Origin of the sequence: Cupriavidus sp. HMR-1, from assembly GCF_000319775.1 — a bacterium.
Classification (GTDB): domain Bacteria; phylum Pseudomonadota; class Gammaproteobacteria; order Burkholderiales; family Burkholderiaceae; genus Cupriavidus; species Cupriavidus metallidurans.
Genome location: NZ_ANKP01000051.1, coordinates 1 through 19,296 on the forward strand (window position 1 = coordinate 1; position 19,296 = coordinate 19,296).

General features: G+C 63.1%; 15 protein-coding genes. 12 read left to right on the forward strand and 3 right to left on the reverse strand.

Going from position 1 to position 19,296, the window contains the following annotated elements:
- The 3 genes from D769_RS07935 to D769_RS07945 form a co-directional block, all read left to right on the forward strand.
- Positions 1-2,091: TonB-dependent siderophore receptor (locus D769_RS07935; RefSeq protein WP_008643827.1), on the forward strand; the 2,091-nt coding region annotated here is incomplete at its 5' end.
- A gap of 9 nt (positions 2,092-2,100) precedes the next feature.
- On the forward strand, positions 2,101-2,811 hold the full coding sequence (locus D769_RS07940; protein ID WP_008643828.1) for a hypothetical protein: 711 nt from the start codon (positions 2,101-2,103) through the stop codon (positions 2,809-2,811).
- A gap of 73 nt (positions 2,812-2,884) precedes the next feature.
- Positions 2,885-3,115, forward strand: a complete 231-nt coding sequence (locus tag D769_RS07945) for a DUF3820 family protein (RefSeq protein WP_008643829.1) — start codon at positions 2,885-2,887, stop codon at positions 3,113-3,115.
- Positions 3,116-3,127: 12 nt separating this feature from the next.
- Here D769_RS07945 and D769_RS07950 read toward each other — a convergent pair whose 3' ends face one another.
- Positions 3,128-4,699 carry a glucan biosynthesis protein G gene (locus D769_RS07950; RefSeq protein WP_193750033.1) on the reverse strand — a complete coding sequence of 524 codons (1,572 nt, stop codon included), beginning with the start codon at positions 4,697-4,699 and terminating at the stop codon, positions 3,128-3,130.
- Between the two features lie 252 nt (positions 4,700-4,951).
- Here D769_RS07950 and bglX point away from each other — a divergent pair, with 252 nt between their 5' ends.
- Positions 4,952-7,270: a beta-glucosidase BglX gene (gene bglX / locus D769_RS07955; RefSeq protein WP_008643835.1), complete on the forward strand. Its 2,319-nt coding sequence runs from the start codon at positions 4,952-4,954 to the stop codon at positions 7,268-7,270.
- 6 nt (positions 7,271-7,276) lie between these two features.
- Here the strand turns inward: bglX and D769_RS07960 are convergent, their stop codons facing one another.
- A complete protein-coding gene (locus D769_RS07960; protein ID WP_008643838.1) occupies positions 7,277-7,510 on the reverse strand; it encodes a hypothetical protein in 234 nt (77 codons plus the stop codon).
- 144 nt (positions 7,511-7,654) lie between these two features.
- Between D769_RS07960 and D769_RS07965 the strand changes: the two genes are divergently transcribed.
- From D769_RS07965 to D769_RS07985, 5 genes are all read left to right on the forward strand, one after another.
- The gene (locus D769_RS07965; protein WP_008643840.1) at positions 7,655-8,545 is read left to right on the forward strand and encodes an alpha/beta hydrolase; all 891 of its coding nucleotides are present in this window, start codon (positions 7,655-7,657) and stop codon (positions 8,543-8,545) included.
- 10 nt (positions 8,546-8,555) lie between these two features.
- Positions 8,556-10,610: a PBP1A family penicillin-binding protein gene (locus tag D769_RS07970; RefSeq protein WP_035883348.1), complete on the forward strand. Its 2,055-nt coding sequence runs from the start codon at positions 8,556-8,558 to the stop codon at positions 10,608-10,610.
- 11 nt (positions 10,611-10,621) lie between these two features.
- Positions 10,622-11,881 carry an arsenic transporter gene (locus D769_RS07975; RefSeq protein WP_040010938.1) on the forward strand — a complete coding sequence of 420 codons (1,260 nt, stop codon included), beginning with the start codon at positions 10,622-10,624 and terminating at the stop codon, positions 11,879-11,881.
- 107 nt (positions 11,882-11,988) lie between these two features.
- Positions 11,989-12,714 carry a GTP cyclohydrolase I gene (folE, locus tag D769_RS07980; RefSeq protein ID WP_008643845.1) on the forward strand — a complete coding sequence of 242 codons (726 nt, stop codon included), beginning with the start codon at positions 11,989-11,991 and terminating at the stop codon, positions 12,712-12,714.
- A gap of 23 nt (positions 12,715-12,737) precedes the next feature.
- Positions 12,738-13,181, forward strand: a complete 444-nt coding sequence (locus tag D769_RS07985) for a BLUF domain-containing protein (protein ID WP_008643847.1) — start codon at positions 12,738-12,740, stop codon at positions 13,179-13,181.
- 57 nt (positions 13,182-13,238) lie between these two features.
- On the opposite strand, the gene D769_RS07990 is transcribed toward D769_RS07985, so the two are convergent.
- Positions 13,239-13,493: a hypothetical protein gene (locus D769_RS07990; RefSeq protein WP_008643850.1), complete on the reverse strand. Its 255-nt coding sequence runs from the start codon at positions 13,491-13,493 to the stop codon at positions 13,239-13,241.
- Positions 13,494-13,750: 257 nt separating this feature from the next.
- Between D769_RS07990 and D769_RS07995 the strand changes: the two genes are divergently transcribed.
- The 3 genes from D769_RS07995 to D769_RS08005 all read left to right on the forward strand — a co-directional run bounded on the left by D769_RS07995 (position 13,751) and on the right by D769_RS08005 (position 19,205).
- Positions 13,751-14,692 carry a hypothetical protein gene (locus D769_RS07995; protein ID WP_008643852.1) on the forward strand — a complete coding sequence of 314 codons (942 nt, stop codon included), beginning with the start codon at positions 13,751-13,753 and terminating at the stop codon, positions 14,690-14,692.
- Positions 14,693-15,072: 380 nt separating this feature from the next.
- Entirely contained in the window at positions 15,073-15,726 is a 654-nt protein-coding gene (locus tag D769_RS08000) for a response regulator transcription factor (RefSeq protein ID WP_008643854.1), read from the forward strand.
- 8 nt (positions 15,727-15,734) lie between these two features.
- Complete coding sequence (locus tag D769_RS08005; RefSeq protein WP_008643855.1) at positions 15,735-19,205, forward strand: hybrid sensor histidine kinase/response regulator; 3,471 nt, start codon at positions 15,735-15,737, stop codon at positions 19,203-19,205.
- The last annotated feature ends 91 nt before the right edge of the window (positions 19,206-19,296 follow it).

A 19,296-nucleotide genomic window follows, 5' to 3' on the forward strand; every position in this document is an offset into this window, starting at 1 on the left:
GCCCAGGCCGAGGGCCGGCCCGCCACAGATCGCCACGTGGCCGCGCTGCCGCCGGTCACGGTCAGTGCCGACGCCGAGAGCTATCGCGCGCCGCCCACCACATCGGTGCTTCGGTCGGACGTACCGTTGCTGGATACCCCGCAGGCCGTCAATGTCGTGCCGGCGCAGGTCATGGCCGACCAACGGCCACGCAACCTCGACGACGCCGTCAACAACATCAGCGGCATCACGCAGGGCAACACGCTGGCCGGCACGATGGACGCCGTCATGAAGCGCGGCTTTGGCGACAACCGCGACGGCTCCATCATGCGCAATGGCATGCCGCTGGTACAAGGCCGCAGTCTCAACGCCAATGCCGATAGCGTCGAAGTACTCAAGGGACCCGCGTCACTGCTCTACGGCATCATGGATCCGGGCGGCGTGATCAACATCGTTAGCAAACGCCCGTCGCTGCAGCGTTCCACCTCGCTCTCGCTGTTGGGCACCACCTACGGGCATGGCAAGAACGGCGCAGGCGGCACGATCGACACCACGGGCGGCATTGGCACCACCGGACTGGCCTACCGGCTGGTGGCCGACTACGTCGACGAATCGTACTGGCGCAATTTCGGCGAGCACCGCGAGACGTTGATCGCGCCTTCGATAGCCTGGTATGGCCAGGACACCCAGGTCAATCTGTCGTATGAGTACCGCAAGTTCCTCTATCCATTCGATCGCGGCACGGCACTTGATCCGCGCACGATGGAACCGCTACCGATTCCAAGCCGCCAGCGCATCGACGATCCGCTCAATGAAATGCATGGCGAGTCGCACCTCGCGCAACTGACCGTCGACCATCAGTTCAATACGGACTGGCGGGCCCATTTCGGCTATAGCTACAACCGCGAAGGCTATGACGCCGGACAGTTGCGCAATACCGGGCTGAACCCCGTCACCGGCGCCGTCACTCGCCGCAACGACGGCACGGACGGCGCGTTGAGCACCGACAGCTACGGCGTGGCGTACGTCAGCGGCAATTTCCGCGTCGCCGGCTTGCGTAACGAACTGCAGGTGGGCATGGACAGCGAATACCGTCGCATCTATCGACAGAACATGTTGCGCCAGAAGGCTGCCGCACCATTCAACTTCTGGAATCCGGTCTATGGCCGCGAGACGCCATCCACCACGATATCAGCGAGCGACAGCGACCAGACCGACACCCTGCACGCCACGTCGCTGTTCTTCCAGGACAGCCTGTACCTGACGGACAAATGGATCCTGGTCAGCGGCGCACGCTACCTGAGCTACAGCCAGGTAGCCGGACGCGGCCGACCGTTCGTCACGAACACGGATATCTCGGACCAGAAGTGGCTGCCACGCGCCGGCATCGTCTACAAATGGACGCCGGCGCTTTCCCTCTACGGTAGCTATACGCAATCGCTGAAGCCGAATTCGACGATCGCACCGCTCAGCGGCGGCGCGGTGATCGACGCGTCGATCGCCCCGGAACAGGCCCAATCCTGGGAACTCGGTGGCAAGGTCGATCTGGCCAGCGGGGTGAGCGGCACGCTGGCGCTGTTCAACATCGACAAGCGCGACGTGCTCGTCTCGCAGTTCAACCCGACCACCGGACTGACCGACTGGCGCACATCGGGGCGCGCACGATCGAGCGGCGTGGAACTCGACGTAACCGGCCAGATCGGCCGGCGCTGGAACGTGATTGCCAGCTACGCCTATATCGACGCCAAGACCACCGAAGACCCCAAGTACGCCGGCAACCGGCTCTGGAACGTTGCGCAGCACACGGCCGCGCTGTCGGCGGTCTACGACTTCGGCGAAATTTTCGGGGGTGACCGCCTCCGGCTCGGCGGTGGCGCGCACTACGTCGGCAATCGTCCCGGCGATTCGGCCAACAGCTTCTGGCTGCCAGCCTATACGGTGTTCGATGCCTTCGCCACGTACGAAACGCGGGTCGGCGGGCAAAAGATGCGTATGCAGCTGAACGTCAAGAACCTGTTCAACCGCGTGTACTACCCGTCGGCGGTCAACCAGTATGCAGTCGCCGTCGGCGACCCACGTCAGGTCACGTTGCTGACCACTTTCGAGTTCTAAGGATTCACGATGCCAGTTTCCCTGCTCCGCCGCACGCTTACGATCGGCGCCATGCTCGCTACTTGCGGCATGGCGTCCAATACCCTTGCGGCCACCGCGTCGCGCGGCACCGTCGCGCTGGTCATGCAAACCAATGGGCCGAATGCCGACGTCGACCAGAATATCCGCCTCCACCTGGAAGGACGCGGATTCACCGTCAGGATGCTGAACCAGGACACCCCGGCATCGAACGCAGGTGACGTCCGCCTCGTGATCCTGTCGTCAACGATCTCCGCGAAGCAGGTCGGCGCGGGCTGGCGCGAATTGGCGGTGCCGCTGCTGACCTGGGAGGGCGACCTGCTGGACGATCTGGCCATGACAGGCAAGCATCTGGACACCGATTACGGCGAATCCCGACGCGAGCGCTTTGTGTGGCTGGTCAACGCCCCGCATCCCGTCGCGGCAGGGCTGCCGGCTGGCGCCACGAACGTATATCGGAAACAGGCGGCAATGAACTGGGGCAAGCCCGGACTCGGCGCCAGCATCATCGCCACGCTCTACGGGCAGCCCGAGAAGGCGGCCATCTTCACCTACGAGAAAGGGGCAACGATGGACTACGAGTCGCTCGCGCCCGCCCGTCGCGTGATGTTCTTCCTCGGCAACGATACGTTCACGAACCTGTCCGGCGCGGGCATCAAGCTATTCGATGCCGCGATCGACTGGGCGACGGGAGACAGGTAGCACGGCCTGGCAAGGCTGTCGGGGCGCTGCCGGCGCTACAATGCGCGCTCGACCATTCCCGGAGATCGCCATCATGTTGCCGGACAGCGAATCCCTACTCCTGCTCGTGACACGTGAAATGCCCTTCGGCAAGCACAAGGGCACGCTGATCGCCGACCTGCCGGGCAACTACCTGAACTGGTTTGCCCGGGAGGGTTTTCCTCCGGGGGAAATCGGCCGTCTGCTGGCACTGATGCACGAGCTCGACCACAACGGCCTGGCCCATCTGCTCAAACCATTGCGGGCACAGATGGGCCGCCGCTGACACTGGCTACGCCTAGCGCACCGTCTGTCCCGACACGACCTGATTCACCGTGTCGGGCGGAATCTGGTAGCTCCAGGTCTCGCTAAGCACCTTGCCGTTCGATACCAGCGCCTCGCGCATTTCCACCACCTTCTTCGGGTCCTTGACCTTGATGCGCAGCGTCACACGATAGCCCTTGGTCACGGGATTCGGCTGGATCACATTCTCGATCACCTCCGCGTTGTCGCTGACGCTGAACGACGGCTGCACCGGCGTGTTCGGCGGCAGATTCGCCAGCACCGGGCCTTCAAAGTCGATCACGAATCCAAGGCTGCCGTCGAGATGGCGAATCAGGTTGGCCTGCGTGATCTCGCCCGCAGTCCGCATCGTCTGCTTGACCCATGCAAGGTCTTTCGCAAAGATCGCGCGCTCGTCCATGGTCCAGTGCATGGTGTAGTCGGCGCGAATCGGCTGCCCCTTTGGCGGCAACTGGTCCGGCGTCCAGAACGCGACGATGTTGTCGTTGGTCTCGTCGGGCGTGGGAATCTCCACCAGTTCGACCTTGCCCTTGCCCCAGTCACCCTGCGGCTCGATCCACGCGCTCGGGCGCAGATCGTAGCGGTCCTTCAGGTCTTCGTAGGCCGAGAACTCCCGCCCGCGCTGCAACAGGCCAAAGCCGCGCGGATTGTTGACTGCGAACGTGCTCAGCGCCACGTGCTTCGGGTTGTTCAGTGGCCGCCACAGCCATTCCCCGTCTCCGGTGTGGATGGCCAGGCCATTCGAATCGTGCAACGCCGGGCGGAAGTTGTTGGCGTCGCGCTGCTGGTTCGGCCCGAACAGGAACATGCTGGTCAGCGGAGCGATGCCAACCTTCGTCACCGGGCCACGCATGAAGACGCGCGCCTGCACCTTGAGCGTCGCGTCCTCGGCCGGATGGAGTTCGAAGCGATAGGCGCCCGTGGCGCTCTTCGAATCGAGCAGCGCGTAGAACACGACGCGCTTGTCCTGCGGGTTCGGCCGCTCGATCCAGAACTCGCGGAAGGCCGGGAATTCCTCTGGCTCGGACAGACCCGTATTGATGGCAAGGCCACGGCTCGACAGGCCATAGACCTGCCCCTTGCCGATCACGCGGAAATAGCTGGCGCCAAGCACGCTCATGACTTCGTCGAGCTTGTCGGCCCGGTTGACCGGATACAGCACGCGAAAGCCGGCATAGCCCAGCTTGTTCGTCGCCGCACGGTCCAGCTTCAGATCGCCGAAGTCGAAGCGGCTTGCGTCGTAGCGAATCTCCTGGACCTTGCCGCCGACGATTTCGCTAATGCGAACCGGCGAGCTGAATTGCATGCCCTGGTGATAGAAGCCCAGGCGGAACGGTGTGCCCTGGTCGTTCCAGGCCAGATGATCCAGCTTCGGCTGGATCTTGATGTAATCGGCGAACTGCATCTGGGCAAACACCGGCGGCAGGTTGCTGACCGGCGCCGCATAAGGCTGCTCCGCCAGTTTCTTGGCACGCGCGGTCACGTCGTCGAGCGAAAAGGCATGGGCGGCCGGCGACACGCCGACAAGGCACCCGGCAAACACAAGCCCCGGCAAGAGAAGTTTCATCCTGTTACGCAAAGACGCGGCAAAGACGGCAAGAACCACAAAACCCTCCAGGTACAGACATCGATCAAAGGCCACAAGATTGCCAGTGTATGGCGTATAAGGCTGTAGACTTGCGGCGCAGTTCACAAAAATAACCCATTTCGCCTGACTAGCCTGTCAGACACATGGCGACAGCCGGGTCATCCTCCGTGCCGCATCATTGCCGGACGAGGCTACGGCAATCCGCCCATCAGAGACAAAAGCAACATGCGAATGCTTTCCATGCTGGCCCTCGCGGCTGGCTTTGCCTGCGCGCCCTTGATTGCGCCAACCTCCGTTTCGTCAGCCTACGCGGCGGACGTCCAAGCCACCGGCAAGTCCGACAAGCAGGCGCTCATCGCCGATCTGATCGGCCGGATGACGCTCGACGAGAAGATCGGCCAGCTCCGCCTGATCAGCATCGGGCCCGAGATGCCGCAGCCGCAGCTCATCAAGGAGATCGCGGCAGGCCGCGTGGGCGGCACGTTCAACTCCATCACGCAAGCGGAAAACCGTCCGCTGCAGCATGCGGCAGTCATGCAGAGCCGGCTGAAGATTCCGATGTTCTTCGCCTACGACGTGGTGCACGGTCATCGCACCGTGTTCCCGATCAGCCTTGGCCTGGCATCGAGTTGGGACATGAATCTGGTGGAAAAGACCGCGCGGATTTCAGCCGTAGAAGCCGCCGCAGATGGCATCGACGCCACGTTCGCGCCGATGGTCGACATCTCGCGCGATCCCCGCTGGGGCCGCACCTCGGAAGGATTCGGCGAGGACCCATATCTGGTATCGCAATGCGCGCGCGCAAGCGTCAAGGGCTTCCAGGGCACGTCCCCGGCCAATGCCGACAGCCTGATGGCCTTCGTCAAGCATTTCGCGCTGTACGGCGCGGTAGAGGGTGGGCGTGACTACAACACCGTGGACATGAGCCTGCAGCGCATGTACCAAGACTACCTGCCGCCCTACCGCGCGGGTCTGGACGCGGGCGCCGGCGGCGTGATGATCGCGCTGAACTCGATCAACGGCCAGCCCGCCACGTCCAACAGATGGCTGCTGCGCGACCTGCTGCGCAAGGAATGGGGCTTCAAGGGTGTCACGGTCAGTGACCACGGCGCGATCGACGAACTGCTGCGCCACGGCGTGGCCAGCAACGGCCGCGAGGCGGCTAAGCTGGCCATCGAAGCCGGTGTCGACATCAGCATGGCGGACACGCGCTATCTGGAACAACTGCCGACCCTCGTGAAATCGGGCGCCGTGCCGGTAGCGCTGATCGACGATGCCGTGCGCGAGGTGCTTGGCGCGAAGTACGACATGGGCCTGTTCGCCGACCCGTTCCGCCGTATCGGTGTGGCGGCCCAGGACCCGGCCGATGTCGACGCGGAGAGCCGCCTGCACCGTGCCGAAGCACGTGAGGCCGCCCGCAAGTCCATCGTGCTGCTGGAAAACCGCAACCAGACGCTGCCGCTGCGCAAGTCAGGCAAGGTGGCCGTGATCGGCCCGCTGGCCGACGCGCAGATCGACATCCTGGGTAGCTGGTCCGCTGCGGGCAAGCCTCGTCAATCCGTCTCGCTGCTGCAGGGTATGCGCGACGCGCTGGCCGGCAAGGGCGAGGTGATATACGCGCGCGGCGCCAACGTGACCGACGACGCCCGCGTGGTCGGCTATCTGAACTTCCTGAACTGGGACAGCCCCGAGGTGGTGCAGGACAAGCGCTCGCCGGGAGAGATGATCGACGAGGCGGTACGCGCGGCACGCGATGCCGACGCGATCGTCGTGGCCGTGGGTGAGTCGCGCGGCATGTCTCATGAAGCCTCGAGCCGCACGAGCCTGTCGCTGCCGGGCAGCCAGGAGGCACTGCTCAAGGCGCTGAAGACCACCGGCAAGCCGCTGGTGGTGGTACTGATGAACGGCCGCCCCCTGACGGTCAACTGGGAGAAGGACAACGCTGACGCGATGCTCGAGACCTGGTACGCCGGTACCGAAGGCGGCCACGCGGTCGCGGACGTACTGTTCGGGGACGAAAACCCGTCGGGCAAGCTGCCGGTCTCGTTCCCGCGCTCGATCGGCCAGATTCCGACGTACTACAACCACCTCCGCATTGGCCGACCGTTCACGCCAGGCAAGCCGGCCAACTACACATCGCAGTACTTCGAGGAAGAATCCGGCCCGCTCTACCCGTTCGGCTACGGCCTGAGCTACACCACGTTCAGCGTGTCCGATATCCGGCTGTCGAGCCCGAAACTGGCCCGCAACGGGACGATCAACGCCAGCGTGACCGTGAAGAACACCGGCAAGTACGCCGGGGAAACGGTAGTGCAGTTCTACGTGCAGGACGTAACCGCATCGGTCGTGCGTCCGGTCAAGGAACTCAAGGGATTCCGCAAGGTGATGCTCGCGCCCGGCGAATCGCGCGCGATCGAATTCCCCGTCACCGAGGACACGCTCAAGTTCTATAACGCGCGCCTCGAATACGTGGCCGAACCGGGCGATTTCAATCTTCAGATCGGCCTGGATTCAGCCTCGGTGCGCGAGGCGCGATTCACGCTGGAGTGAGACGCGTCAGCGGTTGCCGTCGAGCAGGTCGTTGAGGATCTCGTCGAAGCCAGCCTGGGCGTCTTCAAGACCCTGCAGGGCCGCGTCGAAGGTTTGCAGCGCAAGCTTCGACGGCTTGCCGGCGCCCTGCGGGGGATACTGGCTCAGCAGGGCGGTAAACGCCACCTGAACCTGGCGCGTGGCATTGACCACACGCTCCATGGCTTGCGCTTCTTCGGCGCGCTTCTGTTCGTCGTTCATGCGCAACAGCCCTCCTGGGCCTGGATTCGATATGCGGCATATCGTACAAGAACTCGCGGGCACCCGGCCCGGTCCAACGCCGCGTTACCCATTTTTCGGTTAGGCTGGGCAAGATCGTTCGCCCGTGACCAACCCTTCGCCCCCATGTTTTCACTCCTGCGCAGAACGCTGGCCGCCACGCTCGTGACCGCCGGAGGCTTCGTCTGCTACTGGACCTACCTGACCATCAACCAGGAACGGCTGCTCTTCGATGCACGCCGGCGCCCGCCGCGCGATCTGCCGGACGGCATCGTCGGCTACTCGCATGCCGTGCCGGGCGGCCAGTTTCGCGGCTACTGCTACCACGCCGACCACGAGGGCGTGGGCGACCTGTTGTTCTATCTGCCGGGACGGGGCGAAGATGTGCTGGAAACGCTTCAGTTCATGAAGTGGCTGCCGCACGGGATGGGCTTCGCGACGTTCGACTATCGCGGAATCGGTCACTCGGACGGGATGCCCTCCGAGGCGGCTGCCGTTGCCGATGCCAGCCAGTTCCTGCTGCATCTTCGCCGGGCCTTCCCCGGCGTGCGGGTGCATGTGGTGGGACGCTCGCTCGGCACCGGCGTGGCGATCCAGCTTGCCGACCTGCAGGATTTCGAAAGCCTGCAACTGATCACGCCATACGATTCCCTGCTCGAGATCGTGCGAAAGCGCTTTCCGCTGGTACCCCTACGTCAGTTGATGCGGCATCACTTCGATTCGATCTCGCATTGCAAGAAGGTGGTCCAGAGCACCAAGGTCCTTTTGGCCGAGAGCGACGACGTCGTGCCCCACGAATGCTCTGAACGGCTGATGGCGGCCTGGCCCGGCCCGGTCGCGCTGCAGATGATTTCGGGGGTCGATCACTACACGATCATCGAGCGTTGGGAGACATGGCACGCGCTGTGCGAATTCGCGCGGGAAGTGCCGCATCAGCCGCCAGACCGCACCCAACAGCATCCTCCCTCCGACCATACCGAATCCGGTGTGCCTTTGCCGCTCCCCGCAGCACGGTAGAATGCGCGCCATGAAAAAATTTGCAGTCAAGGCTGCCGGCGTCGTCGCGGCGCTGGGAGCCGCCGGCGTCCTGCTCGTCGGCTTTGCCGCGGTAGTCAGCCTGCGGCAACTCCCCTCGGTCGACGCATTGCGCGACTATCGTCCCCAGGTACCGCTGCGCGTGTTCACCAGCGACGACGTTCTCATTGGCGAGTTTGGCGCCGAGCATCGGGAGTTCATCCCGATCGAGAAAATGCCGAAGCTGATGACCGAGGCGCTACTCGCGGCCGAGGACGACCAGTTCTACAACCATGCTGGCGTGGACATCCCCGGCCTGGTCCGCGCGGCACTGGCAGACCTCGGCGAGGGCTACGCGCAGGGCGCATCCACCATCACGATGCAGGTGGCGCGCAATTTCTACCTGTCCCGCGAAAAGACGCTGGCCCGCAAATGGTACGAAGTCCTGCTGGCATGGCAGATCGACCGCACGCTGCCCAAGGACCGAGTCCTTGAGCTCTACATGAACCAGGTCTACCTGGGCGAGCACGCCTACGGCTTCGGCAGCGCCGCTCAGACGTACTTCGGCAAGCCGCTCGCGTCGCTCTCTCTGGCGGAGACCGCGATGCTGGCGGGGCTGCCCAAGGCACCCTCGACGATGAATCCGCAGGTGAACTACCCGCGCGCCAAACGTCGCCAGGAGTATGTGCTCGGCCGGATGCTGGCGCTGGGCATGATCACGCAGGACCAGTATCGCGAGGCGCGCGGCGCGCAACTCGTGGTGAGCCGCGACGCCAACGGCAGCTTCAGCGGGCACGCGGAATACGTGGCCGAACTGGCACGGCAACTGGCGTTCGACCGCTTCGGCGACGAAGCCTATACGCGCGGCATCAATGTCTACACCACGGTGTCGTCGGTGCGCCAGACAATGGCGTACGACGCCGTGCAAGCCGGACTGGCCAGTTACGGCAAGCGGCACGGTTCGGCGAAGGCTCAGGTCGCCCTGCCCCAGGCGGCACTGGTCTCGCTCGACGCGAGCACCGGTGCGATAGAAGCCATGGTGGGCGGCGCCAGTTTCGATACGAGCCGATTCAACCATGCCACGCAAGCACAGCGCCAGCCGGGATCCACGTTCAAGCCGTTCATCTATTCGGCCGCGCTGGAGCGCGGCATTTCTCCCGGCACGCTGATCAACGACGCGCCGCTGGACGACCCGCGCTGGCAACCGTCGAACGATGACAATCGCTTCGTCGGCCCGATCACGGTACGTCAGGCGCTGGCGGAATCGCGCAACCTGCCTGCCATCCGCACGCTGCGCGCCATCGGCATCCCCTACGCGATCGACTTCGCTGGCAAGTTCGGCTTCTCCACCAAACGGCTGCCGCCGTATCTGCCGCTGGCACTGGGCACGGGCACCACATCGCCGCTGCGACTGGCGGCCGCCTATGGCGTGTTCGCCAACCAGGGCCACCGCATCGAACCCTATCTGATCGACAAGATCACGGATGGCGACGGAAACGTGCTGTTTGCCGCGCAGAACGCAGCGGAGGTGACGCGCGTGATCTCCGAGCGCAATGCGTTCGTGATGAACAGCCTGCTGCAAAGCGTGGTGGACGAGGGTACCGGTACCGGCGTGAAACGCTATTTGCGCCGCGACGATGTGGCCGGCAAGACCGGCACCACCAACGATTCGGTCGACGGCTGGTTCGCCGGCTACGCGGGTGATGTGGTAACCGTGACGTGGATGGGCTTCGATGACAATCGCAGCCTGGGCCGACACGAGTTCGGCGCGACCACCGCGCTGCCCATCTGGGCTGCCTACATGGAAGGACGCCTGGCCGGCGCGCCAGAAGCCAGCTTCCCGACGCCACCGCAGCTTGCCCGCCTTAATGACGACTGGGCCTACGCGGAGAACGCGGACGGATCCCACGGGCTTGCATCGATTGGATTCCCGCCGCCGACTGTCACGCCGGACGTACCTGCCGACGGAAACCCTCCCGGCGCACCGACAGCCGCGGCGCCGACCCCTGCAGCGCTTGAGATATCGCCGCAGGTATCGTCCCAACGTCCTACTGCTTCCGGCCTGTGACCACGGCCGACATGCCCGCTTACGCGACACCGCTGATCTGGAGCGTCGCGGCGCTATCCACGGCGGGCGTGCTGTTCCGGCCCTTCCGCCTGCCCGAGCCGTTCTGGGCAATGGCTGGCGCGCTGGTGCTATGCGTGGCGGGACTGCTGCCATGGCGCGACGCTCTCGAAGCCGTGGCACGCGGCAACGACGTCTATCTGTTCCTGGCCGGGATGATCCTGATCTCGGAACTCGCCCGCAAGACGGGCCTGTTCGATCATGTGGCCGCGCTGGCCGTGCGCGCCGCGCAAGGGTCGGCGCGCAAGCTGTTTGCGCTGGTCTATGGTTTCGGCATTGCGGTGACAGCATTCATGTCGAACGATGCCACCGCAGTCGTCCTCACGCCCGCGGTCATCGCCGCGACGCGCGCGGCACGTGTCAGGCACCCGTTGCCCTATCTCTACGCCTGCGCGTTCATCGCCAATGCGGCGAGCTTTCTCCTGCCAATCTCCAATCCGGCCAACCTCGTGCTGTTCGGTGACCGGATGCCGCCCCTGTCCAGCTGGCTGGCACGCTTCACGCTGCCATCGGTGGTGGCCATCGCCATGACGTTCATCGTCCTGTACTGGACGCAACGCGATGCACTGGCCGAGCCGATCGAGAATGACGTGCCGACGCCCCCTCTGACGCTCCAGGCATGGCTGACGACGCTGGGCATCATGCTGACCGGAGCGGCACTGTTGACGGCCTCGCTGCACGGGCAAGATCTCGGCTGGCCAACGTTCATCGGTGGTCTGTTGACCCTGACTGTCGTCTGCGCCACCCAGCCGCGACTACTGGTCCCGGCGCTTAAGGAAGTGTCCTGGGGCGTCCTGCCGTTGGTGGCCGGACTCTTCGTCCTGGTTGCCGGCCTGGCCCAGACCGGCTTGACCGCTCAACTGGCTCATTGGGTGCGGATGCTATCCGCGCTGCAGGGGCCGGAGGCCGTGCTTGGCGCCGGTGCGGCAGGCGTGCTCGTCGGCATCACGAGCAACATCGTCAATAACCTGCCGGCTGGACTGTTCGCAGCCTCGGCGCTGGCGGCCGGCCACGCTTCGGATACCGTCACGGCTGCCGTGCTGATCGGTGTGGACCTGGGCCCGAACCTGTCCATTACCGGCTCGCTGGCCACCCTGCTCTGGTTGACCGCCCTGCGCCGTGAAGGTCATATGGTCAGCGCCGGCACCTTCCTGAAGACCGGTGCGCTCGTCATGCCGCTGGCATTGCTCCCGGCCCTGGCGGTACTGCGCTGAGGCCATGCCCAGCAGCAGGTTGTTGCAGGTTGTGGTGCAATGCCAACTGCCATATAGTGAAGCACCGCGCACCGCGTGCGCCGACGCCCAACTCCCTGCGGCCACTCATGTCACACAAGGATCAGTCCGATCGCCCCGAGCACACGCCCACCGCCTCGCCCGTATCCAACCGGATTCGGGCGCGCATCGAGGCTGCCGGCGAGCGCTTCCATGCCAACGACAATATCTCTCGCCATATCGAGCACGGTGAACTCGAAGCCCTGCAGGCCGAGGTCGAAGCCCGCATGGAAGAGGTGTTACGCACGCTGGTGATCGACGTCGACCAGGATCACAACACACGCGAGACCGCTCGCCGTGTAGCCAAGATGTATCTCAAGGAGATCTTCGCGGGACGCTACGCGAAGGCGCCGGACGTGACCGAGTTTCCGAACGTGGAACAGCTCAACGAGCTGATGATCGTCGGGCCCATCCGCGTGCGCAGCGCCTGCTCTCATCACCTGTGCCCGATCATCGGCAGCTTGTGGGTGGGGGTGATGCCGAACCGCCACTCCAATCTGATCGGCCTGTCCAAGTACGCGCGACTGGCTGAATGGATCATGTGCCGACCGCAGATTCAGGAAGAAGCCGTAGCGCAGATCGCCGATCTGTTGCAGGAGAAGATGAATCCAGACGGCCTGGCGATCGTCATGGAAGCCGAGCACTTCTGCATGCACTGGCGTGGCGTGCGCGATACCGATGCCAAGATGACCAACAGTGTCATGCGCGGCTCGTTCCTCAAGGACGACAAGCTGCGCCGTGAATTTCTCACCCTGCTGAATCTCAATCGCCGCTGACTCGCTGCCCGGAGGGAACACCGATGCTAGTCCGCCTGCTCTACGCCAGCCGTGCAAGACAGCCGCTTGACGCCGATGTGCTGGATGCCATCCTCGACACCAGCCTGGAACAGAACCTACGTCATGGCATCACCGGCGTGCTGTGCCACAGCAACACCGTCTTCCTCCAGGCGCTGGAAGGTGATCGGGAAGCCGTTTCCCGGCTTTTCCTGAATATCGGCCGCGATGATCGCCACCACCACGTCGTGCTGCTGAGCTACGAAGAGATCGCCGAGCGCGCCTTTGCCGGCTGGTCGATGGGGCGCGTCAACGCGGGCAAGCTCAATGCCGCGACGCTGCTCAAGTACTCCGCGCAAGGTGAACTCGACCCCTGCCGCATGCCCGGTGCGGCATCGCTGGCACTCCTCACGGAACTGATCGCCGGGGCGTCGATCGTCGGCCGCGGTGGCGAGCGAGGACGCCACTGATGACCGAAGGCGAGCCCGGCGGCTACATGACCACGTAAATGCGTGCGCGTTTGCGGATTACTGGGTAGATACCTGCCCGAACAGGCCGCATTCAAGATCGCTCTCGAATTCCTCGATCCACGCCGACCCCGGGCCGGCCTCGTAGACGCTTTCCGCGCCGGTACGCTGCCGCCGCACCGTCACCTGACGGGCTGACGTTCCGTTTACATCGAAAACTTCGAACTCCTGGGCTGCAAGACCAACCTGCCGGAACAAGGCTTCGAGATCCTGACGTTCGTTGGCGGGAAACTCGGCGAATTGACGCATTGCCATGGCACACCTCCATGCGGGGGTTGTACGGCGCGATGCAACGAAAACAGCTGGCACGCGCGGCTTAGAGAATGCCACCAAAACCAACGGCAAGTGGCGCGCGACGAAAGACCATGGTCTGGTCGAATGTATTGTGACGCAGCCGACGTTCGCGGCGCGGCGGCATACATCGCACATTTCAAGGAATAGCGATGGACCCGACACTCCCCAGCCCGTAGTGTTTTTGCTCATCCACTCATTCATCACGGGCGAGACACACAATGCAGACGAAATCCAGCACGTTACGGGAGACGGAACACCGGCGAAAAGCCATCCTGCAAACGGCGCAGGCCCAGGCGGAAGCGCTCAACGGGATGTATCGGGACACACTCTCAGCGTTCCTCGTCGCACCAAATGCCGTGCCGCTGCCACGAGCCGCCCGTGCGATGTTCTGGCTCGGGCGGCTGCGGCAATGGCGCGCGATCGACCTGAGCGGCGACGAAGCATGCCCGCCCCCCAACGTGACCTCCCTGCAACTCGGCGTCATCGAGTCCATCGCCGGCACACATGCGCTGGCGCTCCACAAGGAAAAATGGAGTGGCCCGCACAGCCGTCAGGCATACGAACGCGATATGGCCCTGCAGGTAGCGATGCTGCTAGCGCTGGAGTGGCGCGAACTCGCTGCCTTCGCACTGCAAGCCTGGTTCGGCACCAGCAGCGAGCTGGCTTCCCTGCACCCGGTCAGTGGCATGACCGGCTTGATCATCGGTGTCGCGGGTCAGGCGCTTGGGGTCGGTGTGCCGCAAGCCACGTTCCAGAAGGGTGACGCCGTACTCTCAAAGATCGTCGAGCACTGGCAGGATAGCGATATCGCATTCGCGCCGCTGGCTCGTGAGCTGGCCGACAGACACGTCAACCAATGCCGGCTCGACACCGACCACTCGCTGTTCGACTTCGATCACCCCGTCGAGCAGGCCATTCCCGTCGAGCTTTTGATGCTTCTGCGCTTGCGCGACGGCGACGGCGACGAGGTCCCGGCATGGCTCGCCCGCCACGGTGCTTTCTCCCATCCTGCGGCGGTCATGCTCAAGGCGATCACCTCATCTCAATCGCAACGGTGTCACAGCTTCATCACCAGCGCCACAACGCTTCTCCCTCAGTATGGAGACTTGTCCGCCGCGCTCGACCGTCAGCTCTCCGCGTCGCGCAGAATTTCAAGCTAAATCGTCGATTTGTCCCACCTATCGCCTTACCTGCCTTCGATTTATTTGCATCGAAACCATCAAAATCAGTCGAAGTACGATTTTAGTTTGATTAGTTAATTGCGAGAATCTTCGCCTTACGACTCTTGCCCGAACGCCTCCGCATGACTCTCCCGTCTCCATCACGACTGCGACGATATTCGTGCAGTTGAGATGCCATAGTGACATTCGCTATCGAACAGTTACAACACAAGTTGATCGCAAACAATTTCGACTAAACAGGTACGACTATCTCGCGCCGATACGATATAGAGTAATTTCCCTAATTTTCAGATAGCTAAACCCCCTCACGCAGCGCGTTCGCCCGAATGCGTTGCCTGGCTGCGAAAGGACATTGATGCATGACTGCGAAAACCATTCGGGTGGCGCTGGCGGATGATCATCCGCTCGTCGTTGTCGCTTTGCGAGATTGCCTGCAGCGTACTCCCGGCTTCCAGGTGGCATGTGAATGCACCAACGGCAGTGAACTGGTTGACGCCTTGACGCAGAATCCGGTCGACGTTGCCGTCACCGACTTCAGCATGGGGCATGGCGATACGTCACTGGACGGATTCAATCTATTGCGCAAACTACACAGGCGCCATCCGGACACGCGCATCGTGGTGGTCAGCGCCCAGACGAACCCTGGCGTGGTCAGCCGCGCGATGAAGCTCGGCGCGCGCGCGTTCGTCAGCAAGGAAGACGAACTCGACGAAATCGTGCGCGCCTGTATCCATGTCACCATCAGCAACGGCCATTTCTATTCGCCGTCGATTCGGGCGGTGCTGGACAGCGCCACCGCGGCGGCCACGGCCGCCCCAGCCACGGAGCTGACATTGCGTGAGCTCGATGTCGTCCGGCTCTATGCGCAGGGCTTCCAGCTCACCGAAATCGCCAACAAGCTCGGGCGGTCGGTGAGCACGATCTCCAGTCAGAAAACCGTTGCCATGCGCAAGCTGAGCGTCCAAACCAATACGGACCTTATTCGCTACGCCTATGAGAACGGCCTGATCTGATCCTTCAAATGCAGCAAATACTCGATCGCACACAGGAGTCGCTGGCGCAGGCGTTTGCTTCGCTGGCGCGCAACGCAAGACGGCAGCGTCAGCTCTACTACGCCACAGTCGGCCTCCTAATTGCGATCGTCATCGTATCGGCCATCCTGCTCGGCGGGCTTGCGGCTGCCAAGCAGCTCGACATCCGACGCAGTCATCTTGCCCAGTATGTCAGCGCGATCTCCCTTCAACTCCAGAGCGATGCCTCATTCCTGCGCCGAACGACGCTGACGGTGGCGCATTACCTGAATGCCCGCAGCGATTCGCCCACCGATCCAGATCTTCTCGAACGCATACGTCGTACTGGCATCGCCGTTGCTCCTGATGGCCGCTACACACTGCTGGTACCCTCGAGCACGCAGCAGGCCTGGGGCCGTTCGCTTCCAGAACGCGTCTGGCAATTGCAGCAGATTGCCATTGCTGCGCTGACCACCCGCGTCGCCTTCGAACTCGATAATCCCGCCTATGTGGTCGACGCGAATGCCGAGTACGCCGTCATCCTGACACCGTCTCCAATGCCACTCGACGTGGCGCTTCTGATTGCCGAGCAAAACGACCCTGTGGAAGTACTGCGGGACAAACTCGTTCAGGCCTTGCAGGCCCGGACCGGACAGGAGCTTCCGCGTAACGGAGAGCAGGTTTGGATCGGACCCGTCGAGGATCCGGTGCTGCACTCGCAAGTCATGACGTCCGTGGTAGGGACAACGGCAGGCGACGGACACCGACCTGCGCTCATCGCATCGAGTACACCTGTCAATGCCTTCCTGTCCCAGCTCAAGCGCCCGAGCGATCCAGCCATGCTGCTGTTGCTCAACCACGCGGAAGACCGCATCGACATCTCCCCGCGGGGAAGCTCGCTCGAAGTCGCGGAACGCATTCTCTCGCGCACACGCCGCCTGCCCCCCGACACACTCCGGCTCGGAAGATCCGGCCTGGTGCTGGTGCAGCCATTGCGCCAGGATTTCGGCTCCCTTGTCTATTTCCTGGCCTACGGCAAGCTATTCAGTTCGATCTACTACGAACTGATGACCATCGGGTCCCTGAGCATGATGTTGATCATCGCGATCGTGATATCCACACGCTACTGGGACATTCATTTGCTGAGACACGGCCAGGCCGAAGCCGCCCGCGCGCTCGAGAACGAAACGATCAACCATATCCTCGTCAATGCCACGCCGATCGGGCTTTGCATCGTCCGCCAGCAGGACCACGTCATCGTGACCTCGAACCTGGTTGCCGACACGTTGCTTGGATGCAGTCGGGGAGCGACGATGCCCACCCGGATCATCGACGCCTTGCGCCAGCGCCCCTCGCAGGCTTTCAGTGACGCGTTCGGGCCAATTGCGCAGATCAGGGTGCCCGGGTACGCCCATGCCGACGCTTCCCGGCGGTGCAATTCCACGACGGAAGCCGCACCTGCTTCAAAGCCACAGTTTCTGCAAATTACATCAGCGCCCGCCAGATACCGCGGAGAGTGCGTGCTCTTCTGTGCCATTCAGGACGTAACAGCACAACAACAACTCGAGCAGAAGCTTCGATCCGCCCAGCAAGCGACGGAAGCCATGATGCGTGCCCGATCGAATTTCTTTGCCGCGATGAGCCACGAGATACGCACGCCACTGAATGCGCTCCTGGGCAATCTCGAACTGCTCGGGCGCAGCCGCGGCCTCGAGGCACACGCAACACGGCTACGCGCATTGCAGTCGTCCTCCGAAGGGCTGCGTCGGATCGTCAACGATATTCTTGATTTCTCGAAGATAGATGCTGGCGAGATGAAGCTGGTGTCCGCACCTTTCAATCCGCTCGACGAACTTGAAAGTCTGTCCCTTTCCTACGCGCCCATGGTGACGGATCGACCGATCCGCTTCTACGCCCAACTTTCGCCTACCCTGAGTACGCTTCTGAGGGGCGACCGCATGAGGCTGGCGCAGATCGTCAACAATCTGCTTGGCAATGCGTTCAAGTTCACGGCGAGCGGGAAAATCACGCTTAGTGCGGAGATTTCTCGAGATGCCCAAGGAATGGCGACGCTGGTCTGCCGGGTGCGAGACACCGGAGACGGCATGTCTCAGGCGCTGGCTTCCCGTGTATTCCAACCCTTCGTGCAAGGCGAGACCAGCACCACGGCGTATTACAGCGGCACTGGACTCGGCCTCTCCATCTGCGCCCGACTGAGCGAGCTGATGGGCGGACACATCAGCGTTGAAAGCGTGGAGGGCGTGGGCAGTGCCTTCACGGTAGTCATTCCGTTTGCCGAGCCTGCGGCAACGGCCCCGGCACATGGATTGACGATGCTTGGTGGCATGGTCATGGTGCTATGCCAGGAAACGGAATCTGGTGCCACGCTGGAAGCCTGGCTGACAAGAGTCGGCTGCCAGGTGCACGTGCTGCCGGCCAGTTGCGCCGCCCACACCTGGCTATGTACCAGCCATCCCCAGATCATGGTTGTGACCGGAGAGTATGGGCTCGACACAATCAGATCACTTCGAACCATTTGCCCGGCGAACGCCGTGTGGATCACACGCAATGGGCCGGATCGCCCAGCAGAGCTGGAATCGGGAATCTTTGAGGTTTCCGCATACAACCATGCCGCCATCCTGGCCGGCGTAAAAACCGCATTGATCGGGCCACCGCGACCGGTCGAAACAACAAACGGAACCGCCGGCGCAAATGGAAAGGCGCAGGCCGAAGCGACTCCCCATTCGCCCGATCAGCGTGGCACGGTTCTGGTCGCCGAAGACAACCCACTGAACCGCATGCTGATTGCCGAGCAACTCGAGACGATCGGCTGGACGTCAATCGTGGTCAACGATGGGCGCCAGGCACTCGCGGTGCTCGATCAACAAGCTGTCGACATCGTGCTGACCGACATCCAGATGCCGGTAATGAACGGATACGAACTGCTATCTGCAATCAAGGCCAAAAGGCCGCCGCTGCCCGTTTTTGCATTCAGCGCGGTCACGCACGCCGGTCAGGCCTCCGACTGGCATGCTCGCGGATTCGACGGCTACATTGCCAAGCCAGTGTCGCTGGCGGAACTGGAGCACGCCCTGCACGGCGTGTCCCTGCAACCGGACGTAGATGCCGCGCGCTCCACACCCGCCTCCAGCGACAGTCCCGCCGATATCGTCCCGGCGGCCGATCGCGAGCGCTACCGGGCGCTGCTGCGCGAACACCTGCAAACGGATGAGCCCAAGCTTGCCGGCATCCTGCTCAGCCGCAATACCCAGGCCTTGGGCCAATGGGCTCATCGTTGCGCGGGGGCATTCCTGATCGTCGGCGCAACCACCATCGTCAAGCTCTGTCGAGCCGTCGAGCGCCTCTGCGATGACGGAAACGAGTGGTCGCCCCTCCTGGAAACAGAAGCCGGTGCATTGCAGGCGGCGGTGCATGACTTCCGCGCCAGCCCGGATCAGCCCGAGGAAACGTCAACTACTTGATCCGGCGACGCAAGAAAGCGTTGTCACGTAGCCGCATGACGCACCGTGAGAGATATCCAGATTTGCGCTGCATGGCCTGACAGGACGATAA

Excerpts from the sequence above, each read along its gene's own strand:
- D769_RS07990 (WP_008643850.1), bottom strand. The coding sequence starts at position 13,493 with ATGGCAATGCGTCAATTCGCCGAGTTTCCCGCCAACGAACGTCAGGAT.
- D769_RS07975 (WP_040010938.1), top strand. The coding sequence starts at position 10,622 with ATGCCCGCTTACGCGACACCGCTGATCTGGAGCGTCGCGGCGCTATCC.
- bglX (WP_008643835.1), top strand. The coding sequence starts at position 4,952 with ATGCTTTCCATGCTGGCCCTCGCGGCTGGCTTTGCCTGCGCGCCCTTG.
- folE (WP_008643845.1), top strand. The coding sequence starts at position 11,989 with ATGTCACACAAGGATCAGTCCGATCGCCCCGAGCACACGCCCACCGCC.
- D769_RS07965 (WP_008643840.1), top strand. The coding sequence starts at position 7,655 with ATGTTTTCACTCCTGCGCAGAACGCTGGCCGCCACGCTCGTGACCGCC.
- D769_RS07940 (WP_008643828.1), top strand. The coding sequence starts at position 2,101 with ATGCCAGTTTCCCTGCTCCGCCGCACGCTTACGATCGGCGCCATGCTC.
- D769_RS07985 (WP_008643847.1), top strand. The coding sequence starts at position 12,738 with ATGCTAGTCCGCCTGCTCTACGCCAGCCGTGCAAGACAGCCGCTTGAC.
- D769_RS08005 (WP_008643855.1), top strand. The coding sequence starts at position 15,735 with ATGCAGCAAATACTCGATCGCACACAGGAGTCGCTGGCGCAGGCGTTT.
- D769_RS07945 (WP_008643829.1), top strand. The coding sequence starts at position 2,885 with ATGTTGCCGGACAGCGAATCCCTACTCCTGCTCGTGACACGTGAAATG.
- D769_RS07970 (WP_035883348.1), top strand. The coding sequence starts at position 8,556 with ATGAAAAAATTTGCAGTCAAGGCTGCCGGCGTCGTCGCGGCGCTGGGA.
- D769_RS07950 (WP_193750033.1), bottom strand. The coding sequence starts at position 4,699 with ATGAAACTTCTCTTGCCGGGGCTTGTGTTTGCCGGGTGCCTTGTCGGC.
- D769_RS07995 (WP_008643852.1), top strand. The coding sequence starts at position 13,751 with ATGCAGACGAAATCCAGCACGTTACGGGAGACGGAACACCGGCGAAAA.
- D769_RS07960 (WP_008643838.1), bottom strand. The coding sequence starts at position 7,510 with ATGAACGACGAACAGAAGCGCGCCGAAGAAGCGCAAGCCATGGAGCGT.
- D769_RS08000 (WP_008643854.1), top strand. The coding sequence starts at position 15,073 with ATGACTGCGAAAACCATTCGGGTGGCGCTGGCGGATGATCATCCGCTC.